The sequence below is a fragment of the Bradyrhizobium sp. BRP20 genome, from assembly GCF_020194215.1.
In the GTDB taxonomy this organism is placed as follows: domain Bacteria; phylum Pseudomonadota; class Alphaproteobacteria; order Rhizobiales; family Xanthobacteraceae; genus Bradyrhizobium; species Bradyrhizobium yuanmingense.
In genome coordinates this window covers 268,971-295,563 of record NZ_JADYVY010000001.1, presented here as the reverse complement: position 1 = coordinate 295,563, position 26,593 = coordinate 268,971, and the positions used below count along the sequence as shown (strand labels likewise).

Annotated in this window: 25 protein-coding genes and 1 riboswitch; of the genes, 11 read left to right on the top strand and 14 right to left on the bottom strand. The window is 65.9% G+C overall.

All coding sequences use genetic code 11. The features are described from left to right. Nucleotides 1-38: 38 nt before the first annotated feature. On the bottom strand, nt 39-2,678 hold the full coding sequence (gene clpB / locus I6F33_RS01430) for an ATP-dependent chaperone ClpB (RefSeq protein ID WP_225140786.1): 2,640 nt from the start codon (nt 2,676-2,678) through the stop codon (nt 39-41). A 238-nt stretch (nt 2,679-2,916) separates the two neighbouring features. On the opposite strand from clpB, the gene I6F33_RS01425 reads away from it, so the two are divergent. Further along, on the top strand, nt 2,917-3,705 hold the full coding sequence (locus I6F33_RS01425) for an MOSC domain-containing protein (protein WP_225140785.1): 789 nt from the start codon (nt 2,917-2,919) through the stop codon (nt 3,703-3,705). Between the two features lie 127 nt (nt 3,706-3,832). Here I6F33_RS01425 and I6F33_RS01420 read toward each other — a convergent pair whose 3' ends face one another. After that, nucleotides 3,833-4,486, bottom strand: coding sequence for a TIGR02594 family protein (locus I6F33_RS01420; protein WP_109142255.1), 654 nt, complete (start codon nt 4,484-4,486; stop codon nt 3,833-3,835). A gap of 213 nt (nt 4,487-4,699) precedes the next feature. Here I6F33_RS01420 and I6F33_RS01415 point away from each other — a divergent pair, with 213 nt between their 5' ends. After that, nucleotides 4,700-5,563 carry an alpha/beta fold hydrolase gene (locus I6F33_RS01415; protein ID WP_225140784.1) on the top strand — a complete coding sequence of 288 codons (864 nt, stop codon included), beginning with the start codon at nt 4,700-4,702 and terminating at the stop codon, nt 5,561-5,563. A 116-nt stretch (nt 5,564-5,679) separates the two neighbouring features. Here the strand turns inward: I6F33_RS01415 and metW are convergent, their stop codons facing one another. Then, nucleotides 5,680-6,342: a methionine biosynthesis protein MetW gene (gene metW, locus I6F33_RS01410; protein ID WP_035996939.1), complete on the bottom strand. Its 663-nt coding sequence runs from the start codon at nt 6,340-6,342 to the stop codon at nt 5,680-5,682. A gap of 2 nt (nt 6,343-6,344) precedes the next feature. Continuing rightward, nucleotides 6,345-7,547, bottom strand: coding sequence for a homoserine O-acetyltransferase (locus I6F33_RS01405; protein ID WP_035996975.1), 1,203 nt, complete (start codon nt 7,545-7,547; stop codon nt 6,345-6,347). Between the two features lie 94 nt (nt 7,548-7,641). Beyond that, nucleotides 7,642-7,721, bottom strand: a riboswitch (SAM riboswitch). Nucleotides 7,722-7,876: 155 nt separating this feature from the next. Here I6F33_RS01405 and I6F33_RS01400 point away from each other — a divergent pair. Genes I6F33_RS01400 through I6F33_RS01390 form a run of 3 tightly spaced genes read left to right on the top strand, consistent with a single transcriptional unit; the run spans nt 7,877 to nt 10,789 of the window. Further along, complete coding sequence (locus I6F33_RS01400; protein WP_036040392.1) at nt 7,877-8,725, top strand: chorismate mutase; 849 nt, start codon at nt 7,877-7,879, stop codon at nt 8,723-8,725. 34 nt (nt 8,726-8,759) lie between these two features. Beyond that, nucleotides 8,760-9,857: a histidinol-phosphate transaminase gene (gene hisC / locus I6F33_RS01395; RefSeq protein ID WP_225140783.1), complete on the top strand. Its 1,098-nt coding sequence runs from the start codon at nt 8,760-8,762 to the stop codon at nt 9,855-9,857. Continuing rightward, nucleotides 9,854-10,789, top strand: a complete 936-nt coding sequence (locus I6F33_RS01390) for a prephenate/arogenate dehydrogenase family protein (protein WP_035996931.1) — start codon at nt 9,854-9,856, stop codon at nt 10,787-10,789. The genes hisC and I6F33_RS01390 overlap by 4 nt, the downstream gene beginning before the upstream one ends. Nucleotides 10,790-10,908: 119 nt before the next feature. On the opposite strand, the gene I6F33_RS01385 is transcribed toward I6F33_RS01390, so the two are convergent. Continuing rightward, complete coding sequence (locus I6F33_RS01385) at nt 10,909-12,093, bottom strand: DUF2125 domain-containing protein (protein WP_036020798.1); 1,185 nt, start codon at nt 12,091-12,093, stop codon at nt 10,909-10,911. A 110-nt stretch (nt 12,094-12,203) separates the two neighbouring features. On the opposite strand from I6F33_RS01385, the gene I6F33_RS01380 reads away from it, so the two are divergent. Continuing rightward, nucleotides 12,204-12,815: a gamma-glutamylcyclotransferase gene (locus tag I6F33_RS01380; protein WP_109142250.1), complete on the top strand. Its 612-nt coding sequence runs from the start codon at nt 12,204-12,206 to the stop codon at nt 12,813-12,815. Nucleotides 12,816-12,912: 97 nt separating this feature from the next. On the opposite strand, the gene I6F33_RS01375 is transcribed toward I6F33_RS01380, so the two are convergent. The 4 genes from I6F33_RS01375 to ftsE form a co-directional block, all read right to left on the bottom strand. Further along, nucleotides 12,913-13,683, bottom strand: coding sequence for a 1-acyl-sn-glycerol-3-phosphate acyltransferase (locus tag I6F33_RS01375; protein WP_225134267.1), 771 nt, complete (start codon nt 13,681-13,683; stop codon nt 12,913-12,915). A gap of 11 nt (nt 13,684-13,694) precedes the next feature. Then, on the bottom strand, nt 13,695-14,399 hold the full coding sequence (locus tag I6F33_RS01370; protein WP_225140782.1) for a YdcF family protein: 705 nt from the start codon (nt 14,397-14,399) through the stop codon (nt 13,695-13,697). A 282-nt stretch (nt 14,400-14,681) separates the two neighbouring features. Beyond that, nucleotides 14,682-15,650: an ABC transporter permease gene (locus I6F33_RS01365; RefSeq protein WP_035996909.1), complete on the bottom strand. Its 969-nt coding sequence runs from the start codon at nt 15,648-15,650 to the stop codon at nt 14,682-14,684. Further along, nucleotides 15,643-16,302 carry a cell division ATP-binding protein FtsE gene (gene ftsE, locus I6F33_RS01360; RefSeq protein ID WP_057028593.1) on the bottom strand — a complete coding sequence of 220 codons (660 nt, stop codon included), beginning with the start codon at nt 16,300-16,302 and terminating at the stop codon, nt 15,643-15,645. The genes I6F33_RS01365 and ftsE overlap by 8 nt, the downstream gene beginning before the upstream one ends. A 180-nt stretch (nt 16,303-16,482) precedes the next feature. Here ftsE and I6F33_RS01355 point away from each other — a divergent pair, with 180 nt between their 5' ends. Together I6F33_RS01355 and I6F33_RS01350 are read left to right on the top strand one after the other, a co-directional pair. Then, nucleotides 16,483-17,361 (top strand): MJ0042-type zinc finger domain-containing protein, encoded by an 879-nt coding sequence (locus I6F33_RS01355; protein ID WP_225128574.1) that lies wholly within the window; start codon nt 16,483-16,485, stop codon nt 17,359-17,361. A 37-nt stretch (nt 17,362-17,398) separates the two neighbouring features. Further along, nucleotides 17,399-17,773 (top strand): response regulator, encoded by a 375-nt coding sequence (locus tag I6F33_RS01350; RefSeq protein WP_035996894.1) that lies wholly within the window; start codon nt 17,399-17,401, stop codon nt 17,771-17,773. Nucleotides 17,774-17,976: 203 nt separating this feature from the next. Here I6F33_RS01350 and I6F33_RS01345 read toward each other — a convergent pair whose 3' ends face one another. Further along, nucleotides 17,977-20,646 carry a TIGR02302 family protein gene (locus I6F33_RS01345; protein WP_225140781.1) on the bottom strand — a complete coding sequence of 890 codons (2,670 nt, stop codon included), beginning with the start codon at nt 20,644-20,646 and terminating at the stop codon, nt 17,977-17,979. A 169-nt stretch (nt 20,647-20,815) separates the two neighbouring features. On the opposite strand from I6F33_RS01345, the gene I6F33_RS01340 reads away from it, so the two are divergent. Beyond that, the gene (locus tag I6F33_RS01340; protein WP_028134137.1) at nt 20,816-21,199 is read left to right on the top strand and encodes a carboxymuconolactone decarboxylase family protein; all 384 of its coding nucleotides are present in this window, start codon (nt 20,816-20,818) and stop codon (nt 21,197-21,199) included. Nucleotides 21,200-21,417: 218 nt separating this feature from the next. Then, a complete protein-coding gene (locus I6F33_RS01335) occupies nt 21,418-22,308 on the top strand; it encodes an NAD(P)-dependent oxidoreductase (RefSeq protein WP_109142248.1) in 891 nt (296 codons plus the stop codon). A gap of 131 nt (nt 22,309-22,439) precedes the next feature. Here the strand turns inward: I6F33_RS01335 and lysA are convergent, their stop codons facing one another. The 3 genes from lysA to argH all read right to left on the bottom strand — a co-directional run bounded on the left by lysA (nt 22,440) and on the right by argH (nt 25,514). Next, nucleotides 22,440-23,705, bottom strand: a complete 1,266-nt coding sequence (lysA, locus tag I6F33_RS01330) for a diaminopimelate decarboxylase (protein WP_225140780.1) — start codon at nt 23,703-23,705, stop codon at nt 22,440-22,442. Nucleotides 23,706-23,728: 23 nt separating this feature from the next. Then, a complete protein-coding gene (locus I6F33_RS01325) occupies nt 23,729-24,022 on the bottom strand; it encodes a lipoprotein (protein WP_225140779.1) in 294 nt (97 codons plus the stop codon). A 94-nt stretch (nt 24,023-24,116) separates the two neighbouring features. After that, nucleotides 24,117-25,514, bottom strand: coding sequence for an argininosuccinate lyase (gene argH / locus I6F33_RS01320; RefSeq protein ID WP_225140778.1), 1,398 nt, complete (start codon nt 25,512-25,514; stop codon nt 24,117-24,119). Nucleotides 25,515-25,614: 100 nt separating this feature from the next. Between argH and I6F33_RS01315 the strand changes: the two genes are divergently transcribed. Then, entirely contained in the window at nt 25,615-26,280 is a 666-nt protein-coding gene (locus tag I6F33_RS01315) for a TlpA disulfide reductase family protein (protein WP_225140776.1), read from the top strand. Nucleotides 26,281-26,284: 4 nt separating this feature from the next. On the opposite strand, the gene I6F33_RS01310 is transcribed toward I6F33_RS01315, so the two are convergent. Beyond that, nucleotides 26,285-26,479 carry a hypothetical protein gene (locus I6F33_RS01310; RefSeq protein ID WP_036020754.1) on the bottom strand — a complete coding sequence of 65 codons (195 nt, stop codon included), beginning with the start codon at nt 26,477-26,479 and terminating at the stop codon, nt 26,285-26,287. Nucleotides 26,480-26,593 lie beyond the last annotated feature (114 nt).

The following is a 26,593-nucleotide window of genomic DNA, read 5'->3' as shown; positions in this document are numbered from 1 at the left end:
CGCCCTCCGCGAGGTTGGCGCGGAGGGCGTGTATTTCATCAGTTCAGCTTCCGCTTCGCCACCGGCGCCTCGAACTGGGTGATCTCGGCGGTCTGCGGCGCCTTGCCGTTGAAGGTCAGCACATTGCCTTCGGACGAGATCGCGACATTGTCGCCATCCCTGACGTCGCCGGCGAGGATCATCTCGGCGAGCGGGTCCTGGAGGTAGCGCTGGATCACCCGCTTCAAGGGCCTTGCGCCGTAGGCGGGATCCCAGCCCTTGGCAGCGAGCCAGTCGCGGCCCGCGGCATCGAGGCTCAGCACGATCTTGCGATCGGTCAGGAGCTTCTGCAGCCGCGCGAACTGGATCTCGACGATGCGGCCCATCTCGCTGCGCTGCAGCCGGTGGAACAGGATGATCTCGTCGACACGGTTGAGGAATTCGGGGCGGAAGTGCGCCCGCACCATTCCCATCACCTGCTCACGCACCGCCGCGGTGTCCTCGCCCTCCGGCTGATTCACCAGATATTCCGAACCAAGGTTCGAGGTCATGATGATCAGCGTGTTGCGGAAGTCGACGGTGCGGCCCTGGCCGTCGGTCAGGCGGCCGTCGTCGAGCACCTGCAGCAGCACGTTGAAGACATCAGGATGCGCCTTCTCGATCTCGTCGAACAGCACGACCTGGTAGGGCCGGCGCCGCACCGCCTCGGTGAGCGCGCCGCCCTCGTCATAGCCGACATAGCCGGGAGGCGCGCCGATCAGCCGCGAGACCGAGTGCTTCTCCATGTATTCGGACATGTCGAGGCGGACCATCGCGGTCTCGTCGTTGAACAGGTACTCCGCGAGAGCCTTGGTCAGCTCGGTCTTGCCGACGCCGGTCGGCCCTAAGAACATGAACGAGCCCGTTGGGCGGTTCGGGTCCTGCAAGCCGGCACGCGAGCGGCGCACGGCGGTTGCGACCGCACGCACGGCCTCGGCCTGGCCGACGACGCGCTTGCCGAGCTGCTCCTCCATCTTCAGGAGCTTCTCCTTCTCGCCTTCCAGCATCTTGTCGACGGGCACGCCGGTCCAGCGCGAGACCACCTGCGCGATGTGGTTGGCGGTGACCGCCTCCTCCATCATCTCGCCCGAGTTCTCCTTGGCTTCGATATCGGCAAGCTGCTTCTCGAGCTGCGGGATCCGTCCATAGGCCAGCTCGCCGGCCTTCTGGAATTCGCCGCGCCGCTGCGCATTGGCGAGCTCGACACGCAAGCCGTCGAGCTCGGCCTTCAGCTTCTGGGCGTCGGAGAGCTTGTTTTTCTCCGCGCTCCAGCGCGCCGTCAGCGCCGCCGACTTCTCCTCGAGCTCGGCCAGGTCCTTCTCCAGGGTCTGGAGCCGGGACTTGGAGCCGACATCGCTTTCCTTCTTCAGCGCCTCCTGCTCGATCTTGAGCCGGATGATCTCGCGGTCGAGCGAATCCAGCTCTTCCGGCTTGGAATCGACCTGCATCTTCAGCCGCGCCGCGGCCTCGTCCATGAGGTCGATCGCCTTGTCAGGCAGGAAGCGGTCGGTGATGTAGCGGTTGGACAGCGTCGTCGCCGCAACAAGCGCGGAATCGGTGATCCGCACGCCGTGATGCTGCTCATACTTGTCCTTCAAGCCGCGCAGGATCGAGATGGTGTCCTCGACCGAGGGCTCGCTGACGAAGATCGGCTGGAAGCGCCGCGCCAGCGCGGCGTCCTTCTCGACGTGCTTCTGATATTCGTCGAGCGTGGTCGCGCCGATGCAGTGCAGCTCGCCGCGCGCGAGCGCCGGCTTGAGCAGGTTGGAGGCGTCCATCGCGCCGTCGCCCTTGCCGGCGCCGATCAGCGTGTGCATCTCGTCGATGAACAGGATGAAGGTGCCCTCGCTGCCGGTCACTTCCTGCAGCACGGCCTTCAGCCGCTCCTCGAACTCGCCGCGGTATTTCGCGCCGGCGATCAATGCACCGAGGTCGAGCGAGAGCAGCTTCTTGTCCTTGAGGCTCTCCGGCACGTCGCCGTTGACGATGCGCAGCGCGAGGCCTTCGGCGATGGCGGTCTTGCCGACGCCGGGCTCGCCGATCAGGACGGGATTGTTCTTGGTTCTCCGCGACAGCACCTGGATGGTACGACGGATCTCCTCGTCACGGCCGATGACCGGATCGAGCTTGCCGTCGCGCGCGGCCTGAGTCAGGTCGCGGGCATATTTCTTCAGGGCATCGTAGGCGTTCTCGGCGGTTGCGGAGTCGGCCGTGCGGCCCTTGCGCAGCGCCTCGATCGCCGCGTTGAGGTTTTGCGGGGTGACGCCGCCCTTATTGAGGATGGTGCCAGCCTCGCTGGTCTTCTCCAGCGTGAGCCCGAGCAAGAGCCGCTCGACCGTGACGAAGCTGTCGCCGGCCTTCTCGCCAGCCTTTTCGGCCGCGTCGAACGTGCGGGCCAGCTCCGGCGCGAGATAGATCTGCCCGGCGCCGGCGCCGGAGACCTTCGGCACCTTGTTGAGGGCGTCCTCGGTCGCCTTCAGGATTGCACGGGAATTACCGCCGGCGCGGTCGATCAGACCGGCGGCGAGCCCCTCATTGTCGTCCAGGAGGACTTTCAGGACGTGCAGGGTGGAAAACTGCTGGTGCCCCTCGCGCATCGCGAGCGACTGCGCGGACTGGATGAAGCCCCTGGAGCGTTCGGTATATTTCTCGATATTCATCTTTTCTGTCCCTCGGCCTGCCCTTGGGGCCCTCACAGGCACCCCAACACGGCATCTTCATTGGGTTTCCGCTGGCCGCCTTGAGGTTTCTCAAGCAGCAAACGGCCTTTTGCCGGCATTGCCGCCGGCCTGAGCCAGATGTGGGAAGCAGGTTGCGGATGCGAAAGAGGCAACTTCACAATTTCGTGCGCGCGTGCGCGGGCTTGGCGCTCGCAGGCCGAATCCCTTAAGTAGCGGCATGACAGCCAGCCATACCGCCGAGATCACCGGCCTCTACCGCTATCCGGTCAAGGGCCTGACGCCGGAACGCCTGTCGAGCGCCGCTTTGCGGGTCGGCCAGACGCTATACGCCGACCGCCGCTACGCCATTGAGAACGGCCCGAGCGGGTTCGACCCCGCGGCGCCCGAGTGGAAGCCGAAAATCCAGTTTCTGATGCTGGCGCGCAATGAGCGGCTGGCTGAGCTCGACAGCAAGTTCCACGACGAAACCAACGTGCTGACCATCCGCAAGAACGGTCAGACCGTCGCCAGCGGCGATCTCGAGACCGCCGCCGGGCGCGCCGCCATCGAGGCCTATTTTCGCGAAAACTTCCAACACGAGTTGAAGGGCCCGCCCAAGGTTCTGTCCGGCCGCGACCACAGCTTCTCCGACGTCGCGCGCAAGGTCGTCTCCATCATCAATCTCGACAGCGTCCGCGCCATCGAGACCATGCTCGGCGGCGTCGCCGTGCATCCGCTGCGCTTCCGCGCCAATCTCTACCTGAAAGGCTGGCCGGCCTGGTCGGAGCTCGACCTCGTCGGCCAGACGCTCGCGATCGGGCAGGCCAGACTGAAGGTGATCAAGCGCATCGTCCGCTGCCCGGCCACCAATGTCGACCCCGAGACCGCCAAGCGCGATCTCGAAATCCCGCCCACGCTCTCGCGCCATCTCGGCCATATGGACTGCGGCATCTATGCCGAGGTGATCGCCGACGGTGACGTCGGCGTCGGCGATGTGGTGGCGGTGGAAGAGCCGAAGCTGCTGTGAGCTAACTCCGCTGCCGTAGGGTGGGCAAGGCGCTCTTGCGCCGTGCCCACCATCTCGTCGAGCGGAGGGAGGTGGTGGGCACGCTTCGCTTTGCCCACCCTACGAGACCGTCGCTACAGCTCCACCGTCAGTTCGGCATCACATACGCATAGATCTTGCCGCGCGAGACCGGGGCTTCGCGGACTCGGTTGCCGTTGTTGCCGGAGATCATGATCGGATTACCCTGCGCGTCGATGCCGGTGATGATGCCGACATGACCGCCGCGGCGGCCGCGCGACATCACGGCGATGGCGCCGACCTGCGGACCCGAGATGCGCGTGCCGTAGCGCGCGAACGAGCTCGCCATGTCGGAGCCGGTGCCCCGATGGCCGGTATGCTCCAGCACCATGTTCATGAAGCGCGCGCACCACAGGCGGCCGCGCCCGGTCGGATTGCCGCCGATATGGCGGCGCGCCTCGGAGACGAGACCCGATCCTCCGCTGAAGCCTCCGTTCATGCCGGCACCGCTGGCATTGGCATTCGGATCATAGCTCGCCTGGGTGTCGGCGAAGCCGCTTGCCTGCAATTGCGCCGCGCTGCGCTCGAAGCGCGAACTGCGGGCATGATGGCGATAGTGACGGTGGTGATGATGTCTGGCGTGATGCACGTAACCGTGCCGCTCTGCGCTATGACGATGATACGGCCGTGCCGAGGCCGGAGAAACGAACACGGCGAACGCCGCGAAGAACAGCGCCAGCGCGACAACACAACGCGACAGGCGAGACGCAAACAACTCGAACATTCTTCATCCTTCTTGACACCCCCACTTCCCGCCGGCCCGTGCAATGGCCGACATCCGTTTGGCCGTTAAGCCGCCCGATGTGGCGAGAAAAAGACGCAACGCCCGCGAATGGCTGCAATGATTTTGTGTTCGTGCTCGGCGCTGCTGCCGCATTGCCGACAACAGAATTAACTGCGATCCTCGAACACGGCTTGAAACAGAGGGAAACGGTTAATGCCCCATGCCACGACCAGGGACGGCGTCCGCATCTATTTCGAGGAGGCGGGCCAGGGAACGCCGATACTTTTTCTGCACGAATTCGCGGCCGACTATACCAATTGGGAGCCGCAGATGCGCTACTTCTCGCGTGGCCATCGCTGCATCACCTATTCGGCGCGCGGCTACACGCCGTCGGACGTGCCTGACGGCGAGGTCTACACCTACACGCATTTCTACACCGATGCGCTTGCGGTGCTCGATCATCTCGGCATCGAGCGCGCGCATCTCGTCGGTCTTTCGATGGGCGCCTATTCCTCGTTGCAGATCGGGTTGAACGCGCCGCAGCGCGCACTGTCGATGACGCTCGCCGGCGTCGGCTCCGGCTCGGAGCTCGAGAACCTCGACGATTGGCGCAAGCAGTGTCGCGCCAATGCCGAGCAGTTCGAGACGCTGGGCTCGGTGGAGGTCGCGAAAGTGACGCGCGAGGCGCCGAGCCGGATTCCGTTCATGGTGAAGGATCCACGCGGGCATGCCGATTTCTACGCCGCACTGGCGCGGCACGATGCCAAGGGATCGGCGCGCACCATGCGCGGATTCCAGGGCGGCCGTCCCTCGATCTACACGATGACGGACGCGATCAGAGGCGCGGCAACACCCGCGCTGATCATCTGCGGCGACGAGGACGAGCCTTGCGTGGGCGCCAGCCTGTTCCTGAAGAAGCACCTGCCCGCGGCGGGGCTCGCGATGTTTCCGAAGTCCGGCCACGTGCTGAACCTGGAGGAGCCCGCGCTGTTCAACGAGAGTGTCGAGCGGTTCGTGACGCTGGTGGAAGCAGGACGTTGGCCGGTGCGGGACCCGCGGTCGCTGGTTTCCCACTAGCTGTCATTCCGGGATGCGCCGAAGGCGCAGGCCCGGAATCCATCGGGCTGCAGGCGCTGTTGGACGATGGATTCCGGGCTCGATGCTTCGCATCGCCCCGGAATGACGGAGAGAAACTACTTCCCCCCGCCGCGGCTCAGCAAGAACACCGCCTGCTCGCCGAACATGTTCCACACCCACCAGGGCAGGTTCAGCGGCACCGGGCGGCCGTAGAGATCGAGCGCGACTGAGCGCTCCATCTTGACGTTGATCTCGTCGCAGAGCTGCACGAAATCCTTGATGGTGCAGAAATGGATGTTGGCGGTGTCGTACCAGGTCGCCGGCAGATTCTCCGTGCGCGGCATGTGGCCGCCGATCAGGAGCTGGAGCCGCATCTTCCAGAAGCCGAAATTCGGGAACGAGACGATGGCGCGGCGGCCGATGCGCAGCAGGTTCTCCAGCACGACCTTCGGCTGCCGCGTCGCCTGCAGCGTCTGCGACAGGATCACGTAGTCGAAGGCATCGTCGGGATAGTTGACGAGATCGGTGTCGGCATCGCCCTGCACCACCGCGAGCCCCTTGGCGACGCAGCGGTTGACGCCCTCGCGCGACAATTCGATGCCGCGGCCGTCGATGCCGCGGGTCTCCAGCAGCTGAAGCAGATCGCCGTCGCCGCAGCCGACGTCGAGCACCTTCGAGCCCGGCTTGACCATCTCGGCGACCAGCCGATGATCGGCGCGATAATCACCGGACGGCCTGGCCGCAACGCCGTCCAGCGGCAGCACTTCCTGCACGGACATCGCTAACGGTCCTCGAGGTTGAGCCCGCGCGCCTTGCCAGCCGATTGCAGGAAGGCGCGGGAGATGTCGAAGAATTCGGGCACGTCGAGCAGGAAGGCGTCGTGGCCGCGATCGGTCTCGATCTCGGCGAATGACACGCGCGCGCTCGAAGCGTTCAGCGCGTGCACCAGCGCGCGCGATTCCGAGGTCGGAAACAGCCAGTCGCTGGTGAAGGAGACCACGCAGAAGCGGGTCTTGATGTCGGCGAAGGCCTTGGCCAGCACGCCGCCATGGTCGGCGGCGATGTCGAAATAGTCCATCGCCCGCGTCAGGTAGAGATAGGAATTGGCGTCGAAGCGCTCGACGAAGGACGAGCCCTGGTAACGCAGATAGGATTCGACCTGGAAATCGGCGTCGAACGAGAAGGTCGGCAGCTCGCGGTCCTGCATGCGCCGGCCGAACTTGCGGTGCAGCGCCGCGTCCGAGAGATAGGTGATGTGCGCCGCCATCCGCGCCACCGCGAGCCCGCGATGCGGATGGATGCCGCGATCGGCATAGCCGCCGCCATGCCAGTCGGGGTCGGCCATCACGGCCTGGCGGCCGAGCTCGTGGAAGGCGATGTTCTGCGCCGAGTGCCGCGTCGCGCAGGCGATCGCCAGCGCGGAGTACACGCGGCTAGGATAGGCGGCGGTCCATTGCAGCACCTGCATGCCGCCCATCGAGCCGCCGACGACGGCAAACAGCGTGTCGATGCCGAGCCGGTCGATCAGCATCGCCTGCGCGCGCACCATGTCCGGAATGGTGATGACGGGGAAGTCCAGGCCCCAGACCTTGCCGGTGGCGGGATTGATCGACGCCGGCCCGGTCGAGCCCATACAGCCGCCGATCACGTTGGAGCAGATGATGAAGTAGTGCTTGGGATCGATGGGTCGGCCGGGACCGACCAGCGTCTCCCACCAGCCCGGCTTGCCGGTGACGGGATGTACGTTGGCGACATGCTGGTCGCCGGTCAACGCATGACAGATCAGCACGGCGTTGGAGCGATCGGCATTGAGCTCGCCATAGGTCTGGTAGGCGATCTGGAACGGGGTGAGATCGACGCCGCAATCGAGCCGCAGCGGCTGCTCGGTGCCGAAATGCGCAACCAGCGAGCTTGGATGATCGACCTCGTGCGACCGCTCGTCGGCGCTGATCGCAGGACTCGGTATCGACTTGACGCTACCCATCTCGGACATCGACCTCGTTTGCGACTGGCTGCTCGACCGCGCCGCTGACATCAGGCCATGAAAAACCCGGCCTGAACGATAGGTTCGGCCGGGATCGGAAGCGTCCCCGGCCTGTTTAGCGAGTTTTTTAACGTGGCTGCAAGCCGGCCGGCTCAAATGACCACGGAACGGGCAAAAGCTACCGTCTTGGGCGGTTTTCGTCAAGTCGCGGCCCGCATCGACCCAATTCGCCTCTGCCGCAACGCCCGCAAAGCACGTCATTTCTCTTTGCTTTCGCCGCCACGACTGCCTAATCAGGACATCCCCATCGGAACGATCGACGACCAGACATGTCCCAACGTCCGCCCGCGCCACCATCGCTGCAGGAACTGCGCAAGGAGATCGACGCGATTGACGAGGGCATGCATCGCCTCCTCATGCAGCGCGGCGAGATCATCGATCGCCTGATCCAGGTGAAGCAGACCCAGGAGGTCGGCTCGGCGTTCCGGCCCGCGCGCGAGGCTGCCATGATGCGCGAGATCGTGCAGCGTCATCGCGGCATCCTGCCGCTCGACACGGTCGAGAGCATCTGGCGCGTCATCATCTCGACCTTCACTTACGTACAGGCGCCGTTCTCGGTGCATGCCGACATCTCGGCCAGCGAGGCGGCGATGCGCGATTCCGTGCGCTTCAATTTCGGCTTCACCGTGCCTTACGTCGCGCATTTCAGCGCACAGGCCGCGGTCGAGGCGGTAGCGAAATCCAAGGGTGATCTGGCAATGGTCTCGGCGACCTCGAGCCGCACGCCATGGTGGCTGGAGCTGGAAGCGGACGGCGCACCAAAGATCATCGCGCGGATGCCCTTCATCGAGCGTGCCGATCATCCGGCCGCATTGCCGGTGTTCGCGATCTCGCGCGTCGCCGACAGCGCCCTGGTGACGGAGGTCGAGACCTTCAGCGTGCGCGTATCGGGATGGAACGCCGAGGTCGCCCGCGCGCTGTCGCCGCTCGCCGAGATCGTGGCCGTGCCCGATACCGCCTTCGACGGCGCGGCGCTGCTGGTCTCGGTCACCGGCGCGACCAGCATCGACAAGATCAGGGCTGCCCTGATCGAGGCGGGGGCCTCGGTGCGCTCTGTGGCCCTCGTCGGCAGCCACGCAACGCGCTATACGGTGCCCCCGACCGGGCCGAAATCGTAAAATCGCGAGCAGCCCAGCCTATCCGGAGTCCAAGATGTCCCGCCCCGTGCCGAATCCCGGCATTCTCGATATTGCGCCCTACACGCCCGGCAAGAGCCCGGTGCCAGAGCCGGGCCGCAAGGTGTTCAAGCTCTCGGCCAACGAGACGCCGTTCGGGCCCTCGCCCAAGGCGATCGAAGCCTTCAAGCGCGTGGCAGATCATCTGGAGGACTATCCGGAAGGCACCTCGCGCGTGCTGCGCGAGGCGATCGGCCGCTCGTTCGGGCTCGATCCCAACCGCATCATCTGCGGCGCCGGCTCGGACGAGATCCTCAATCTGCTCGCGCACACCTATCTCAGCCAGGGCGACGAGGCGATCTCCACCGCGCACGGCTTCCTGGTCTACCCGATCGCGACGATGGCGGTCGGCGCCAGGAACGTCATCGCCCAGGAGACCAACCTCACCGCCGACGTCGACGCCATCCTGAAGGCCGTGACGCCGAAGACGAAGCTGGTCTGGCTCGCCAACCCCAACAACCCGACCGGCACCTATCTTCCGTTCGACGAGGTCAAGCGGCTGCGCGCCGGCCTGCCCTCGCACGTGCTGCTGGTGCTGGACGCCGCCTATTGCGACTACGTCTCGCGCAACGACTATGAGATGGGAATCGAGCTCGTCGCCACCACCGAGAACACGGTGGTGACGCACACCTTCTCCAAGATCCACGGTCTTGCCGCGCTGCGCATCGGCTGGATGTTCGGGCCCGAGCACGTCATCGACGCGGTCAATCGCATCCGCGGTCCCTTCAACGTGTCGACGCCGGCGATGTATGCCGCGGTCGCCGCGATCGAGGATACCGCGCATCAGGCGATGTCGAAGCAGTTCACCGAGACCTGGCGCAACTGGCTCACCGAGGAGATCGGCAAGCTGGGGCTGAAGGTGACGCCGAGCGTCGCCAATTTCGTGCTGATCCACTTCCCGACCGATAAGGGCAGGACCGCCGATGACGCCGATGCCTTCCTGACCAAGCGGGGGCTCGTGCTGCGCGGCTTGAAGAATTACGGCCTGCCGCATGCGCTGCGCATGACCATCGGCACCGAGGAGGCCAACCGCCTCGTCGTCGAAGGCTTGCGCGACTTCATGGGCGGCAAATGAGCGCGCAGGCGCACTTCCAGCGCGTGGCGCTGATCGGCTTCGGCCTGATCGGCGGCTCGATCGCCCGCGCTGCGAAGCTCCAGGGGCTTGCCGGTGAAATCGTCACCACCGCACGCTCGGAGAAGACACGCGCGCGTGTCGCCGAGCTCGGCATCGTCGATCAGGTGGTGGCGACCAATGCGGAGGCCGTGAGGGATGCCGATCTCGTCATCCTCTGCATTCCCGTCGGCGCCTGCGGACCCGTAGCGCAGGAGATCGCGCCGCATCTCAAGCCGGGTGCGATCGTCTCCGACGTCGGCTCGGTCAAGGGCGCTGTGGTCCGCGACATGGCCCCGCATCTGCCGGGCGGCATTCATTTCGTGCCGGCGCATCCGGTGGCAGGCACCGAGCATTCCGGCCCGGATTCGGGCTTCGCCGAGCTCTTCATCAACCGCTGGTGCATCCTGACCCCGCCTGATGGCAGCGACGCAGCGGCGACCGATCACCTGCGCGCGTTCTGGGCGGCGATGGGCGCCAAGGTCGAGGTGATGACGCCGGATCATCACGACCTCGTGCTCGCGATCACCAGCCACCTGCCGCATCTGATCGCCTACACCATCGTCGGCACCGCCGACGAATTGGCGCAGGTGACGGAATCCGAGGTGATCAAATTCTCCGCCGGCGGTTTTCGCGATTTCACGCGCATCGCGGCGTCCGATCCGACGATGTGGCGCGACGTCTTCCTCGCCAACAAGGAGGCCGTGCTGGAGATGCTCGGCACCTTCACCGAGGATCTCGCCAAACTCACCCGCGCGATCCGCCGCGGCGACGGGGAGGCGCTGTTCGACCACTTCACCCGCACCCGCGCCATCCGCCGCGGCATCGTCGAGATCGGCCAGGATTCCGCCGCGCCCGATTTCGGCCGGCCGCATGCGGCGCTGAAGAAGCCGTGAGCCTGTAGCCCGGACAAAGCTGCGTAGCCCGGATGGAGCACAAGCGTAATCCGGGACAGTGCCAGCTGTGATCAAGAACCCCGGATTGCGCTGCGCTCCATCCGGGCTACGGGAGCCAACTAATACAGCGGCGGGATCTGGCCGACCTTGACCGGGCCGAGCAGCACGGCACCGTCGACGAATTTTAGCGGGAAGCTCCGCGCTTTCTTGCCTTCCAGCGTGCTCTCGGTACCGATCGAATTGATGCCGGCGGCAACGCCGGCATTGGCGTTCTGCTTGATGACCTTGCCGAGGCCCGGCACGGCGCGGTCGAGCGCGCCGAACAGATTGTTGAGGTCCTGCGACTTCACGCCCGGCGCAACGCGGTCCAGCGTGGCCTGCGGCACGCCCTCCTCCAGCATCTTCTCGATGCCGAGCGCCGGGATCACGCGCTCGAGGCCGGTCACCGTCATCTGCAATTCGCCGTCGAGCCGGCCGTTGGGCGACAGGCCGAGCGTGCCGGCCGCGACCGCGATCATCTCGCCCTGCTGAATGCGCGACTGCACGATCTCGATGTGACCGCCGGCGGCCTGGATCTCGCGGAAGCGCTGCGGCCACGGTTTGGGCGTGAGGTCGGAGAGGCCGGTGATCTTGGCGCGGGTGTCCGCCTCGAACGGCTCGGCGAGCAGCGGATGCACGCCCTGGATGCTGCCCTGCGCGACATGGAGCACGGTCTCGATCACCGGATGATCGGCCGGCGAGCCATCGGCAAGGCGCCCGTGCAGCTCGACCTGCTTGGCGCGCGCAAGCGGCACCTGCACGCTGCCATCGAGACGGTTGAGGCTGGGGTCGTCGAACACGATGGAAGCGCGATCCGGCACAGCCGGCAGACCCGCCACACTGGCGCGGCCCTTGCTCCAATTCACGGTGAAGGTGTTTTGCGTAATGCCGTCGATCAGCGTGGCGGGCGCTGCGAATTCGGCGATGATGCGCTTGGGGTCGTAGACCTGGGCCACGACCAGGATGTTGTCGAGCTTGGCCGTGAACGGCGTCTTGCTCGCGTTCTGCGAGACCAGGGCGACGCTGGCGCCGGAGCACTGGACCTCGAAGCGGAACGGGAAGCCGGCGATCGAGCGCTTGGCACAATCATAGATGCGGCCGGCCTTGGCCTCCTGCGCTCGCCAGGCGTCGGCGACGATTTCGGCCTGCCACGCCGCATAGAACCAGAAGCAGGTCCAGCCGACGGCGAGGACCAGGACGAGAACGGGGGCGATGAAAAGGCCCCAGCGGGAGCGGCGGCCAGTGGCAACGGTCATATTGGACATGCGGCGACCCTTTGACGCCAGATTCAGGCAAATGTAAGCGGGGCGGGCCTGCGACGAAAGGCGCAGAAATCGCTTCGCTTGGGCGCAGGGTTCTGGTAGCCGTCCCCGAAATGTCCGAAATCACCCTCCCCTCCGTCACCACAGCCAAAGGCGACCTCTGGGTGTTCGGCTACGGCTCGCTGATGTGGCGGCCGGGCTTCGATTTCGAGGAGCGCGTCCCGGCGCGGCTGGTCGGCGAGCATCGCGCGCTCTGCGTCTATTCCTTCGTGCATCGCGGCACGCCGGAGAAGCCGGGCCTGGTGCTCGGACTAGACCGCGGCGGCGCCTGCCGCGGCATCGCCTTCCGTGTCGCCGAGAAGAACCGTGCCGAAGTGGTCGCCTATTTGCGCGCACGCGAGCAGGTCACCTCGGTCTATCGCGAGGTGATGCGCTCGGTGTGGCTGGAGAACGATGCACGCCAGCGCGTCGCCGCGCTCGCCTACGTCGTCGACCGCGGTCATGTGCAATATGCCGGCCGCCTCTCGCTCGCCGAGCAGCACCGCCATGTCGTCCAGGGCCACGGCCAGTCCGGCGCCAACCGCGACTACGTCACCGCGACGGTGAAGGCGATCGAGGCCGAAGGCTTTCGCGACACGCAGCTGCATCAGCTTGCATTGATGCTGCACGGTGATGCGCATTCCCTGCACGCGGCGGCTCGGGACCAGGATCGGGAGAGCCGCTAAAGCATGACCCGGAAAAGTGCGAAGCGGTTTTCCGGAAAGATCATGCGTAAACAACAACCTAGAGCGCGATGAAGATTCATCCCAATCTCATCGCGCTTTAGCCGGTCGGCGCGTAGCTCGGCGCCGAGCCGATCAACTGCTCCTGCTCCTTCCGTCCTGCTTCGACGAGCCGGGCGGTCGCGTCCTCGATCGCCGCTTGCACGCGTGCGAGAAACTCGTCCTTCGGCAGGCCCGGCGGCAACGGTTCGAGAAACTCGACCACCAGCGTGCCCGGGTAGCGCATGAAGGTGCGGCGCGGCCAGAACAGGCCGGAATTGAGCGCGATCGGCAGGCACGGCACGCCGCAGGAGGAATAGATCTGCGCAAAACCGGTCTTGTAATCGGGCGGCGCGCCCGGCGCACGGCGCGTGCCTTCCGGAAAGATCACGAGCTGCTTTCCACTGCGCACCGCCTCGCGCGCGCGCCGCGTCATATCGAGCAGCGCCTTCACGCCGGCATTGCGGTCGATCGCGATCATCCCGGTCTTGACCAGGAACTGGCCGAACACCGGGATCTGCATCAGCTGGCGCTTGAGGATGAAGATCGGGCGATTGAAAAAGCCCGGCAGCACGAAAGTCTCCCAGAACGACTGATGCTTGGCCACGATCAGCAGCGGTCCTGTCGGGATCTTCTCCACCCCGCGGAATTCCACCTTGATGTTGCAGACCAGGCGCATCAGGACCAGCGTGGCCTTGGCCCACCATTGCGCCACCGTCAGCATGGCGCGCGGCGGCAATGCAAAGGTCGGCAGCGCAACGATCGCCAGACAGACCAGCACGGCGTAGAACAGCACGTTGAACACGAGCGATCGCAGGAAAATCAGGAACATCGATGGTCCGATCAATTGGCCTGCGCGGTGGCTGGCCGCTTCGGTTGCTGACCTGCAGGCTGCTCCGACATCTCAGGCCAAAGGTCAATCCCGAAATCCTCCAGCCGCACCCTGAGCTCGGCCGCAACGTACTTGACGTATTCGGACAGGAGCAGCCGCAGCGTCGAGCCTGAGATCCACCACGGCTCCTCGCGCCATTTTTCGCCGACCACCGCGAACGGGATCAGCGTCGTCCGCGGCATCGCATGCGAGAATTCCACCAGCGCGCGCGGCATGTGATAGTTCGAGGTGACCACGATCAGAGACGTAAATCGGCGTCCCTCGGCCCAGCGCCGCGCCTCCGCCGCGTTGCCGCGGGTCGTGAGCGCGGTGCGGTCGAGGTCGACGCAACAGGTCATGAAGGACTGATTCTCCGGCAAGGTGCGGGAGATGTCGTTCGCCGTCGAGGTCGGATGCACGCCGGAAATCAGGAGCCGCCTGCCGTAGCCGGCAGCCAGCAGCTCCATCGCGTCCGATACCCGCGAGGAGCCGCCGGTCAGGACCACGATGCCGTCCGCCTTGCGATCGGGTACTTTCTCGGCCCCGCGCAATTGCGCCAGGAACGCAATGAAGCCCGCCGCCGCGCCGACGAAGGCGAGCGCGATCGTCGACACGATTGCCGCGCGCAGCCAGCCGCGCGGCATTTTCGGCGATCGATCGTCGGTCGGCGAGCTCATGCGATGTCGGTGATCCCTTCCCGATCTGATTTTATGACGTTTTGAGGCGAAGTGGAGTCCGGTTTCTTCACCCTCTCCCCTTGTGGGAGAGGGTCGCATAGGCGGCCGCCGGCCGCCGTTCTTAAGAACGCCGATGCTTTGCATCGGCTATGGCGAAAGCGGCGAGACGGGTGAGGGGTTCTCTCCGCGCATTCACCTCGACATTTGTACGCGTGGACAGAACCCCTCATCCGGCGCTTCGCGCCACCTTCTCCCACAAGGGGAGAAGGGAAGAAAAGAAACTCAATCAACATCGTTCAATGTCGCGAACAGCGTTTGGCGCGAGGCGACTGCGGTAATGGCGCCGATCAGGACGGCCTGAACCGCGAGCACGATGTAGCCGGAGGGGCGCAGCGAGAAGGTGCCGAGCAGCGCGGCGAACTGGTCGCCGACGGGAGTCCCGGAAAACCAGCCTGCGATGGACTCGGAGAAGCCGAACATCAGCATGGCGGCACCGCCGCCGATCACGCCGCCCTCCAGGCCCAGCCTGAGGAAATGACGCAGGAAGTGGTTGGCGATGTAGCGGTCGCCGGCGCCAACGAAATGCAGGACCTCGACGATCGGACGGTTCGCCGCCATTGCGCCGCGCGTCGCGAACGACACCGAGATGATGGTTGCGACGATGACGAGCGCGAGGATGCCGAGGCCGGCCAGCACGGTGGCGTTCGTCATCAGGCGCATGCGCTCGATCCAGGCGCGGTGATCGTCGACGCTGGCGCTAGGGGCGACCTGCGCCACGCGCGCGCGCAAGGCGCCGAGATCGAGCGGCGTGCCCGGCTGCACGCGCGCGATGATCATGCGCGGCACCGGCAGATCGTCCATCGACAGGCCGGTGCCGAGCCAGGGCTCGAGCAGCTTGCCGCTCTCGTCCCTGGTGAACGGCTTGACCTCGACGATACCGGCTTGCGTGCGCATCGCTTCCGCCACGGCGGCGGTGTCGCGATCGAGATCGCGGCCGGCCTGCGGACGAATCTGGATGGTGATTTCGCTCGCGACATCCGATTGCCATTCGGCGGCGGAGGCACTCACCAGCAGCACCGTGCCCGTGGCCATCGAGGCGAGGAACGTCATGATGGCGACCACCGCGAGCAGCGCTCTGCCGTGGATCGAGGCGCGCGGCACGATCGGCGACATGTTGCGCGCCTTGGCCGGAAGCTGCGGACGCTCCTGCCCGAGATCGACCAGCACGCCGCGCTCGTCCAGCCTACTCATAGACGTGCAGCCGTCCCTGGTGCAGCACCAGGCGCCGCGCCTCGTACTGGTCCATCAGGCCGATGTCGTGGGTCGCGATGATGACGGCGGTGCCTGATTTGTTGAGCTCGATGAAGAGTCGCAGCAGGCGGCGGCCGAGCGTCGGATCGACGCTGCCGGTCGGCTCGTCCGCGAGCAGCAGCTGCGGCCGCGAGATCACGGCGCGCGCGATCGCGGCGCGCTGCTTCTCGCCGCCTGACAGGATCGGCGGCAGCGCGTCCATGCGGTCGCCGAGGCCGACCCAGCGCAACAGATCGATCACCTCCTTGCGGTAGCTCGACTCGCTGCGGCCCATGACGCGGAATGGCAGCGCGACGTTCTCATAGGTCGTCATGTGATCGAGCAGGCGAAAATCCTGGAGTACGATGCCGATGCGCTTGCGCAGGTCTGCGATCTCGTCCTTGCCGAGCTGCGAGATGTCGTGGCCGAACAGATTGACGAGGCCCCGCGTCGGTCGATGCGACAGGAACAACAGGCGCAGCAGCGACGTCTTGCCGGCGCCGGACGGTCCGGTGAGAAACTGGAAGGAATGCGCGGGGATCTGGAAGGTGAGGTCGCGCAAAATCTCCGGCCCCAGACCGTAACGCAATCCGACATTTTCGAACCGAACCAAGCTCAGCTCCGTTCGAGAGGAGGCGCGGGCCGCCTTGCGGCGCTCCGCCATACGCGATCAACGGGTTTTGCCGCCGTTATGGTTTCCGGTTCGTTAACGGTCGCCCAGTAGCATAAGGGGCGCCCGGTCTCCGCGACCGTGGCATCGTCAAGACCTTCGTTCATGCATCAAGGCTCGTCCATGCATATCGTCTGCCCCCATTGTATGACATCCTACGCCATCAAGCTCGCGAGCCTTGGGGCGAACGGGCGGGCGGTCCGCTGCTCCCGCTGCAAGGAGACCTGGATCGCCCACGCCGAGGATGCCATCGAAGAGGCGTCCGTTCCGGCCATGGCCGCGGCCAGCCGAGCCGACGACCAGTCCGACCTCGCCGAACAATGGAACTCCTATGCCAAGGACGACGGCGCCACTGATACGCCGGTCGTCGATAGTCCCTCGATCGCCAGCGACTGGCCGGATGAGGAGACCCGCGAGACCGAGGACGAATGGTCGGCAGCGGCCCGGCAGGCCGAAGAGGAGGCCGTCGGCGCGCAACACCAGTCCTGGTTCCGCAGCCTGTTCCCCCGCCGCGGCGCGCGGGTGAGCCGCCCGGTCGCCACCACAGCTCCGCGCAAATCCTATCTTGGCCTGCCGACCGCCTGCGCCGCGATGGGCGCGCTGGTGCTGGCACTGGTGCTCTGGCGCGGCGACGTGGTGCGGCTGCTGCCGCAGACGGCAGCGTTCTACAAGATGGTCGGGCTCGAGGTGAACTTGCGGGGTCTCGCCTTCAAGGACGTCAAGCTCTCCAGCGAGACCGTGGACGGTAAACAGGTGTTGGTGATCGAGGGCGTCATCGTCGGCGAGGGCAAGAAGCCGCTCGACATTCCGCGGCTGCGTTTTGCCGTGCGCGACGCCCAGGGCGCGGAGATCTATGCCTGGAATGCGGTGCTGGAGCAGACCGTGCTGCGGCCAGGTGAGCGCGCCTTCTTCCGCTCGCGCCTGGCCTCACCGCCGCCGGAAGGCCGCAACATCGACGTTCGTTTCTTCAACCGGCGCGACATTGCCGGCGGCAGCGTATAATCGCCCCCCAGGGGAGGTTGATACCAAGGTTCGTCTCATGCCGAAGATCTTGATCGCCGACGACGAGGATTCGATGCGCGCGCTGGTGGCGCGCGCCATCGCCATGGACGGCCACGAGACCGTCACCGCCCAGGACGGCGCAGAGGCGCTGGAGATCCTGACCCGCGAGGATGGCGCCTTCGACCTGTTGCTCACCGACATCCAGATGCCGGTGATGGACGGCATCGCGCTGGCGCTCTCCGCGGCGCGCGATTTTCCCGACCTGACCATCCTGCTGATGACCGGCTTTGCCGACCAGCGCGAGCGCGCCTCGAACCTGAACGCGCTGGTGCATGACGTCGTGACCAAGCCGTTCTCGGTCGCCGATATCCGCACGGCGGTCGCCGACGCGCTGGCGGCGAAGAAGGGCTAGCGTCGGCGGTATCCCCATATCGTGATTGCGAGCGCAGCGAAGCAATCCAGACTGCCGTCGCGGAAAGACTCTGGATTGCTTCGCTGCGCTCGCAATGACGAAAACTGTGGCGCGATCGTAGCCCGCATCAGCGCAGCTAATATGCGGGAACACTGCCCCGGATGTCGCTGCGCTCATCCGGGCTACGAGACCTGAGCCGTCCCTCAAAACTCCTTCAGCAGCCGCTCGAGATAGTCGAGCTCGATCTGCGGCCGCGAAGGATCGCCGAGACGGCGGCGGAGCTCTTCGAGAATGCGGCGGACACGCTGCGTGTCGATCTCGCCGGGAATCTTGACTGTATAATCGTCGCCATATTCGCGCCCATGCAGCGGCCGGCCGAGCGGATCGGTCTGGTTGCCGCCGCTCTGCTGCCGGCCGGCACGCTGGCCGGGGCCGTCGCCCTGGCCGTCGCCATCGCCCTGCTGCATCGCCTCGGCCATCTTCTGCGCACCCTTGCGCATGGCGTCGAGTGCCTTGCCCTGCGAGTCCACGGCGCCGTCGGCATTACCCTCGCCGAGCTTTGATCCGGCATCGCCCATGGCACCGTCGGCTGCGTCCAGGCTGCCGTCATCGCCCTGGTCGCCGTCCTGATCGCCGTTCTGGCCGGGCTGGCCCTGTTCGCCTTGCTGCCCCTTCTGGCCCTTCTGTGCCTGCTGGCCCTGCTGACCCTTCTGCCCCTTCTGGGTGAGGCCGCGCTTGGCAAGCTCGTCCTGCAGCTTCTTCAGGCGGTCGCGCAGTCCCTGCTGGTCCTGCTGCAGCTCCGACATGGACTGATCGCCCTGCTGCTGCTTGCCGCGCGAGCGGTCGCGCCGGGAGTCCTGGCCCTGCTTGAACGTCTTGTCGCGCAATTGCTGCTGCTTGCGGATCATGTCGCCGAGCTCATTGAGCGCCTGCTCCATGTCGCTCTCGCCGGACTGTCCCGGCTGCGCCATCTGCAGGCCTTCCAGCATCTGCTGGAGCTGGTCGAGCAATTGCTTGGCGGCATCCTTGTCGCCGGAGCGCGACAGGCGCTCCATCCGGTCGATCATGTTCTGCAGATCCTGCTGGCGCAGGACCTTGGTGTTCGGATCGAGCGGCCGCGCCAGCTGCTGCGGGTCATTGTTGTTGCGGAACTGCTCGGCGAGCTGACGCATGAAATCGTTCAGCGCCTGACGCAGATCCTGCGTGAGCTTCTTGATCTCCTCGTCGCTCGCGCCGCGCTCCAGCGCCTGCTTCAGCGCCTCCTGGGCCGCGCGCAACGCCTTCTCGACGTCGGAGATCTTGCCGTCCTCGATCGTCACCGCAAGCGCCCACAGGCTCGCCACGACCTCGCGCAGGGCATCGTCGGTACGCGCCGCTTCGAGCTGCCGGGCCACGCTGTGCAGGCCGAGATATTGTCCCGGCTCCGGCGTGAACATCTCGGGCGCGATCATCAGGCCGTCGAGCGCGGCATAGACGTCCGAATTCTTGTTGGCGTCGAGCGCGAGGATGCGGCGCTGCTCGATCAATGCACGGGCCAGCGGCTTGGTGAAGAGCCGCTCGGGCAGGCGCATGTTGAACGGCTCGCTGGCGGCCTCGTTGCCGGCCTCGTCCTTGGCCGTGAGCGTCAGCGTGACCTCGGCGCCGGCATAGGGATCCTCGCTGAGATCCTTCACGGATTGCCCGACGCCGTTGCGGGTGCGCGCATTCGGCAGCGCGAGCGGGAATTTCGGCGGCTGGAACAGCGGCCGCGGCGCCGTCCTGCTGTCGCCATCACCGGCGGCGGCCTTCGGACCATCCTTGGGGCCATCCTTGGCACCATCTTTGGCGTCGGTCGGCCGCGGGGCGAATTTCGCCTCGGCGCCGGTGACGCCGTAATCGTCCTCGATCTTGTAGGAGAGCTGGAGCGCGCCGCGCGCCTGGCGCTCCGGGTCCTTCGCGAGCGCGATCGTCGGCGGACGATCCGGCGTGGCGGCGAAGGCCCATTGCGGCTGGCCGGAGGGCGCCCGGACATGCGCGGTGCCGTCGCCGGAAATCGCGAAATGCCTTTCGTTGGTCCCCTTGGGGCTGGCTTCGGCCGGGGCGACCTCCTTGAGGCCGCCGGAGACGGCGACATCCAAATTGCCGCCGGAGGAGCGCACGATCAGCGTCGAGCCGGCGGGAACGGCAAGCGGGCCGCTGGCGGGCAGCGCCGCGGCTTCCTTGTTGGCGGCCGACAGGATGACCGGCGGCCTACCCGTGTAGAGCGGCGGCGTGACCCAGGCATCGACGCGAACATTGGCCGGCGCCAGCACCCCGTTCCAGTCGAAGGCGGCGCCAAGGCGCATCGCACGCTCGTCACCCGCGGCAAAGAAGGTCGCGACCAGCATCACCATGACCAGAGCCCGGAGCGCCCACGGGTCGTGAAGCGCGAGTCGCGGGTGCGGCACACCGGCGCGAATGCGCTTAATGGAGGCAAGCGTCCGCTCGCGCTGCGCCTGCCACAGCGCCTGCGCGACCGGGTCCTGTGAGGTCAGCGTGTCCGTGAGCGTGGTGGCCGGGCGGTGCCGGATGCCGGAGCCACGGTCGAGCCGGGCGAGCGCTTCTTCGCGGCTCGGCCAGCGGAAGCGAATCAGCGGGAACAGGGCGGCCGCCGCGATCGCGGCGAAGAGGGCGAGACCGACGGCCCTGGCCGTGAACGGCAGCGCCAGCCAGAGGCCGGCCCAGGACACCACCAGGAACAGGCCGACGACGGTCAGAAGGCGCGCCGCATTGGGCCAGGCACGCTCCCACGCGATGGCATAAGTTGCCCGATCAAGGGCCTGCGCCAGCTTCAGCCGCGACAGCGCATCGCCGTTGCGGATCGGGTCTGACGGCTCGGGGGGGACGCCGTTCAATCAACTCTCCAGGTTGCCCGGTAGAGCAGAGCCTATCACAACGGCAGCACTGAGGCATCCGTTCCCGTACGGGAGCGCCTCCTTTTCCCGCATAACACGAGGACGTGACTGGCCGGGTGCAACCCCGTAATTTCCGCGCGCCAATCTCGAGGGAAACGAAGGAAACGCCATGGACAAGAAGATGCACGACAAGGGCCTGGAAGTCCGCAAAGCTGTGCTGGGCGAGGCCTATGTCAACAACGCCCTGAAGAACGTCGACGATTTCAACCGCCCGTTCCAGGAGATGCTCAACGAATATTGCTGGGGCACGGTGTGGGGCCGCGAGGAGCTGCCGCGCAAGACCCGCAGCATGCTCAACATCGCCATGATCGCGATCCTCAACCGTCAGCACGAGTTTCGCGCGCACCTGAAGGGCGCGCTGACCAACGGCGTCACCCGCGAGGAGATCCGCGAGATCCTGATGCAGGTCGCGATCTATGGCGGCATGCCCGCCGCGGTCGACAGCTTCCGCATCGCGCGCGAGGTGTTCGCAGAGATCGACGGGAAGGCGTGAGACCCAGCGCCAATCTCAACTGTCGTCCCGGGGCGCGCGAAGCGCGAGCCCGGGACCCATAGCAACAGGACGATGTTGCTACGACGACTCGGAGCGGCGCCTTTGCGGGACGATTCCTCCTTGTTGTGGTTATGGGTCCCGGACCGGCGCGCGCTTTAGGGCGCGCTTGTCCGGGACGACATCGGTGTGCGCGTTTTCAACAACCAAAGGGAAACACCATGGACATCGGATTCATCGGGCTCGGAAACATGGGTTTCCCGATGGCGCGGCGGCTGATCGAGGCGGGGCACAGGCTCGTCGTATTCGACACGCGCAAGGAGGTTATCGGCAAGCTGGTCGCGCGCGGTGCCCTTGCCGCGTCGTCGCCGAAGGACGTCGCTGACCAGGCCGAGACCGTCATGGCGAGTTTGCCTTCGCTGCAGGCTTCACTCGACGTCGCAACGGGAGCGAACGGCGTGATCGAGGGCAGGCGCGCCAAACGCTTCGTCGATCTCTCCACCGTCGGCTCGGCAATGGCTGTGAAGATTCACGGGCTGCTCGCCGAGCGCGGCATCGTGCAGATCGACTGTCCCGTCTCCGGCGGCGTCGGCGGCGCCGAGAAGGGCACGCTTGCCGTGATGGTGTCGGGCCCGAAAGCCGAGTTCGAGCTGCTCAAGCCCGCGCTCGAGGTGATCGGAAAGGTGTTCTTCATCGGCGAGAAGCCGGGCGCGGCGCAGACCATGAAGCTCGCCAACAATTTTCTGTCGGCGACCGCGATCGTCGCGACGTCGGAAGCCGTGGTGATGGGCGTGAAGGCCGGGCTCGATCCCGCCGTGATGATCGACGTCATCAATGCCGGCTCGGGCATGAACACCGCGAGCCGCGACAAGTTTCCGCGCGCGGTGCTGCCGCGCACCTTCGACTTCGGCTTCGCCACGGGATTGATGGTGAAGGACGTGCGGCTGGCGCTGGAGGAGATGAAGCAGCTCGGCCTGTCGATGGAGGTCGCCGACGCGGTCGGACGGTTGTGGGAAACGGTGATCAGCGCCGAAGGCGCCGAGTCCGATTTCACCGCGGCGATCAAGCCGATCGAGAAGAAAGCGGGTGTGATCGTAGGTGGAAAAAACTGACGTTCAGCGAAATAGCGCGGTCGTGCTGAATCTGCTCGACAGTTCAAGCGGTTTTGCCCGACGGCCACGCATCATTCCGAAACCCCCAGTCTACTGTGCATGGGGTTGTTTTGCAGGTTTTGGTAGCGGCCTCACAGCCACGGCGCCGGCGTGTCCATTGCAATGAGCTGCTCCACCTCGATGCGCGGGCGCACCACGGCGTATTGGTCGCCCTTCACCAGCACCTCGGGCACCAGCGGCCGGGTGTTGTAGGTGCCGGCCTGCACGGCGCCATAGGCACCGGCGGTCATGATCGCGAGGAGATCGCCGGGCGCGGGCGTCGGCAGCGTGCGGTCGAGGGCGAGATAATCGCCGGTCTCGCAGACCGGGCCGACGACATCGGCCTTGATGGTGGCGGCGCCCTTGGCCGGCTGCTTCACCGCCAGGATGTCGTGATGCGCCTCGTACAGTGTCGGGCGGATCAGGTCGTTCATGGCCGCGTCGATGATGACGAAATTCTTGCCGTCGCCGTGCTTCACATAGATCACCTTCGCGACCAGGATGCCGGCATTGCCGACGATCATGCGGCCCGGCTCGAACATCAGCGTGCAGCCGAGATTGTGGCTGACGCGCTTGACCATGGCGGCATAGGCGGCCGGCGCCGGCGGCGCCTCGCGATCCATGTAATAGGGAATGCCGAGACCGCCGCCGAAATCGACGTGGCTGATGTCGTGGCCGTCGCCGCGCAGCTCCTGTACGAATTCGGAGAGGATGCGGAACGCGGTCTCCATGCCGGACAGGTCGGTGATCTGGCTGCCGATATGCACGTCGGTGCCGGTCACCTTGATTCCGGGCAGCTTCGCCGCGCGCGCATAGACCTCGCGGGCATGCACGATCGGGATGCCGAACTTGTTCTCGGACTTGCCGGTGGAGATCTTTGCGTGCGTGCCGGCATCGACGTCGGGATTGACGCGGAGCGAGATGCGCGCGGTCTTGCCCATCTCGGTCGCCAGGCGCGACAGCAGCTCGAGCTCCGGCTCGGATTCGACGTTGAGGCAGAGGATGTCGGCGGCGAGCGCCGCGCGCAGCTCTGCCTCGGTCTTGCCGACGCCGGAGAAGACGATCTTGCTGGCGGGAATGCCGGCGGCCAAAGCGCGCTTCAGCTCGCCGCCCGAAACCACGTCGGCGCCGGCGCCGAGCTTGGCCAGCGTCCGCAGCACCGACTGGTTGGAGTTCGCCTTCATGGCGTAGCAGACCAGCACCTTCTCGCCGGCAAAGGCCTCGGTGAAGACGCGGTAATGCCGCTCCAGCGTTGCGGTCGAATAGCAGTAGAACGGCGTGCCGACGGTGGCAGCCAGCTCGGACAGGTTCACCGCCTCGGCGTGCAGAACGCCGTTGCGATAGTCGAAATGGTTCATGGCGCAGGCTCGGTTGTCCCGGCTTATTTCTTGCCGGGAGGTTCGTCCAGGAACGGGTCGAGAATAAACGATTTCTTCCGGCCCTTGGCCGCCGCGGGCGCAGCATCCGCGCTGGCCGTGGGTTCGAACAGGCTCGGCGCCTTCTGGGCCGCGGTCTCGGGCTCGACGGGTGCGGCGCCGGTGGCTGCGGGGGCGTTGGAGGCGGTCGGCGGCAGATCCAGCGGGCCCTTGCGGCCGCAACCTGCAAGCGCGAGCGCCGTCAGGCTCAAGACAATGATGGCCCACCCCGAGCCGGCCGGGCGAAACTTTGACGTCACGACGAAAATCCCCACTACGCGCGGCGCACCATACAGAGATTGGCGCGTTCTGGCGAGAGCCGGATGACCATGAAACATAAGCGAAATTTTGCCCTCAGCCCAATTTTTGCTCTTTTTCCAGCCGCTTCGCCCAGGCCTTGGCCTGGGAGGTCACATTCTTCGGCGCGGTGCCGCCAAAGCTGGTGCGGCTCTTCACCGACGATTCGACCGACAGCACACCGAGCACGTCCTTGGTGATTTTGGGCTCGATCGCCTGCATTTCCTTGAGCGTCAGCTCGTGCAGCGCGACGCCCCCCTCGGCGGCCTTGGCGACGATACGACCCGTGACGTGGTGCGCCGCGCGGAACGGCATCTTCAGCGTCCGCACCAGCCAGTCGGCGAGGTCGGTCGCCGTGGCATAGCCCTCGCCCGCGGCCGCCTTCATCTTGGGTTCGTCCGGAACGAGATCACGGACCATGCCGGTCATGGCGCGGATTGCCAGCGACAGCGCGGCAAAACCCTCCATGGCGCCCTGCTTGTCCTCCTGCATGTCCTTTTGATAGGCGAGCGGCAGGCCCTTCATGACGATCAGGAGGCCGTTGAGCGCGCCGATGACGCGGCCGGTCTTGGCGCGCACCAGCTCGGCGGCATCCGGGTTGCGCTTCTGCGGCATGATCGAGGATCCCGTGGTGAACTTGTCGCTGAGCCGGATCATGCCGACCAGCGGCGAGGTCCAGATCACGATCTCCTCGGCAAAGCGCGACATGTGCACGGCGCAGATCGAGGCGGCCGACAGCGTCTCCAGCACGAAATCGCGGTCGGAGACGGCATCGAGCGAGTTCGCCATCGGGCGGTCGAACAGGAGCGCCTTCGCGGTGGCATGGCGGTCGATCGGGAACGAGGTGCCGGCGAGCGCAGCCGCGCCCAGCGGCGATTCGTTCAGGCGCTTGCGGGCGTCCTGGAAGCGGCCGCGGTCGCGCGCCGCCATCTCGACATAGGCCAGCAGGTGATGGCCGAACGTGACGGGCTGCGCCGTTTGCAGATGCGTGAAGCCGGGCATCACGGTTGCGGCGTGCTCCAGCGCGCGGTCCACCAGGGCCTGCTGGAACGCGGCGAGCGCGGCATCGGTCTCGTCGATGACGTCGCGGACGAACAGACGGAAGTCGGTGGCGACCTGGTCGTTGCGCGAACGCGCGGTGTGCAGCCTTCCGGCGGCCGGGCCGATCAGCTCCGACAGGCGGCTCTCGACATTCATATGGATGTCCTCGAGCGCGCGCTTGAATTCGAAGCCGCCCTTGCCGATCTCTGACAGGATTGTGTCTAGACCCTTGCCGATATTTTTCGCATCAGAAGCCGTGATGATGCCCTGATTGGCCAACATCGCGGCGTGGGCCTTGGACGCGGCAATGTCCTGGGCGAAGAGGTGACGATCGACGTCGATGGAGACGTTGATCTCTTCCATGATCTCGTCGGGGCGTTCCGAGAACCGGCCGCCCCACATCTTGTTGCTCATGATCCCCTGCTCACGCCTGATTTGCCGCACGTTTGCTGGCCGCGGCCAGCCGTATTAAGAGGCCCCTGATAGCCATATCTGCGACCGGATGACAAACGATATGCTCGACCAGAAGCCCTCCGCCACGCGCCGCATCCCCATCGTCATCGCCGCCGTGGCGATCGTCGGGCTGGCCGGCTTCGCCGCGCTGTACGGGCTCGGCCCGAGCCGGGCGCCCTTGGGCGATCCGACCTGCAAGGCGGCGGTGGCGACGGCGCAGAAGATCGCCCCGCTCGCCCATGGCGAGGTGGCGGCGCTGACCATGGCAAGCGCCCCGCTGAAGCTGCCCGACCTCACCTTCGAGGATGCCGAGGGCAAGCCGAAGAAGCTGTCCGACTTCCGCGGCAAGACCCTGCTGGTGAACCTCTGGGCCACCTGGTGCGTGCCCTGCCGCAAGGAGATGCCGGCGCTGGACGAGCTCCAGGGCAAGCTATCGGGCCCGAATTTCGAGGTGGTGGCGATCAACATCGACACTCGCGACCTGGAGAAGCCGAAAACCTTCCTGAAAGAGGCCAACCTGACCCGGCTCGCCTATTTCAGCGACCAGAAAGCCAAGGTGTTCCAGGATCTTAAGGCCGTGGGACGGGCACTGGGCATGCCCACCTCCGTGCTGGTCGACCCGCAGGGGTGTGAAATCGCGACGATCGCGGGGCCGGCGGAATGGGCGAGTGAGGACGCGCTCAAGCTGATCCGCGCGGCAACCGGCAAGGCCGCCGCGGCGCTTTAAGGGTTTAGGCCGTCACATTGAGATTGCCGCCGACGCCGGGGGCGACATTGGCGAGCGAGGGCTGGCCGGTGCCGAGCAGCGTCAGGACGGTGGATTTCTCCATATCCGCGTTCTGCTTGGTCAGCGTCGCCGCGATATTCGACTGCAGCGCGCCTTGCTGTGCGGCCAGCATGCTGCTGACCATTGCCATCATGTCCATTACGCGAACCCTCGTACCGGCCGTAACCTAGGCGCGAGAGGTTAACGCGACATGAATTGTCATGGAGCAGTACGGGCAATCGTGTCCCGGACAAGGGGCGGCACGCAAGTGACG

Bases quoted from the DNA above. Each gene is read 5' to 3' on its own strand.
- clpB (WP_225140786.1), bottom strand. From the start codon at position 2,678: ATGAATATCGAGAAATATACCGAACGCTCCAGGGGCTTCATCCAGTCC.
- I6F33_RS01425 (WP_225140785.1), top strand. From the start codon at position 2,917: ATGACAGCCAGCCATACCGCCGAGATCACCGGCCTCTACCGCTATCCG.
- I6F33_RS01420 (WP_109142255.1), bottom strand. From the start codon at position 4,486: ATGTTCGAGTTGTTTGCGTCTCGCCTGTCGCGTTGTGTTGTCGCGCTG.
- I6F33_RS01415 (WP_225140784.1), top strand. From the start codon at position 4,700: ATGCCCCATGCCACGACCAGGGACGGCGTCCGCATCTATTTCGAGGAG.
- metW (WP_035996939.1), bottom strand. From the start codon at position 6,342: ATGTCCGTGCAGGAAGTGCTGCCGCTGGACGGCGTTGCGGCCAGGCCG.
- I6F33_RS01405 (WP_035996975.1), bottom strand. From the start codon at position 7,547: ATGGGTAGCGTCAAGTCGATACCGAGTCCTGCGATCAGCGCCGACGAG.
- I6F33_RS01400 (WP_036040392.1), top strand. From the start codon at position 7,877: ATGTCCCAACGTCCGCCCGCGCCACCATCGCTGCAGGAACTGCGCAAG.
- hisC (WP_225140783.1), top strand. From the start codon at position 8,760: ATGTCCCGCCCCGTGCCGAATCCCGGCATTCTCGATATTGCGCCCTAC.
- I6F33_RS01390 (WP_035996931.1), top strand. From the start codon at position 9,854: ATGAGCGCGCAGGCGCACTTCCAGCGCGTGGCGCTGATCGGCTTCGGC.
- I6F33_RS01385 (WP_036020798.1), bottom strand. From the start codon at position 12,093: ATGTCCAATATGACCGTTGCCACTGGCCGCCGCTCCCGCTGGGGCCTT.
- I6F33_RS01380 (WP_109142250.1), top strand. From the start codon at position 12,204: ATGTCCGAAATCACCCTCCCCTCCGTCACCACAGCCAAAGGCGACCTC.
- I6F33_RS01375 (WP_225134267.1), bottom strand. From the start codon at position 13,683: ATGTTCCTGATTTTCCTGCGATCGCTCGTGTTCAACGTGCTGTTCTAC.
- I6F33_RS01370 (WP_225140782.1), bottom strand. From the start codon at position 14,399: ATGAGCTCGCCGACCGACGATCGATCGCCGAAAATGCCGCGCGGCTGG.
- I6F33_RS01365 (WP_035996909.1), bottom strand. From the start codon at position 15,650: ATGAGTAGGCTGGACGAGCGCGGCGTGCTGGTCGATCTCGGGCAGGAG.
- I6F33_RS01355 (WP_225128574.1), top strand. From the start codon at position 16,483: ATGCATATCGTCTGCCCCCATTGTATGACATCCTACGCCATCAAGCTC.
- I6F33_RS01350 (WP_035996894.1), top strand. From the start codon at position 17,399: ATGCCGAAGATCTTGATCGCCGACGACGAGGATTCGATGCGCGCGCTG.
- I6F33_RS01340 (WP_028134137.1), top strand. From the start codon at position 20,816: ATGGACAAGAAGATGCACGACAAGGGCCTGGAAGTCCGCAAAGCTGTG.
- I6F33_RS01335 (WP_109142248.1), top strand. From the start codon at position 21,418: ATGGACATCGGATTCATCGGGCTCGGAAACATGGGTTTCCCGATGGCG.
- lysA (WP_225140780.1), bottom strand. From the start codon at position 23,705: ATGAACCATTTCGACTATCGCAACGGCGTTCTGCACGCCGAGGCGGTG.
- argH (WP_225140778.1), bottom strand. From the start codon at position 25,514: ATGAGCAACAAGATGTGGGGCGGCCGGTTCTCGGAACGCCCCGACGAG.
- I6F33_RS01315 (WP_225140776.1), top strand. From the start codon at position 25,615: ATGCTCGACCAGAAGCCCTCCGCCACGCGCCGCATCCCCATCGTCATC.
- I6F33_RS01310 (WP_036020754.1), bottom strand. From the start codon at position 26,479: ATGGACATGATGGCAATGGTCAGCAGCATGCTGGCCGCACAGCAAGGC.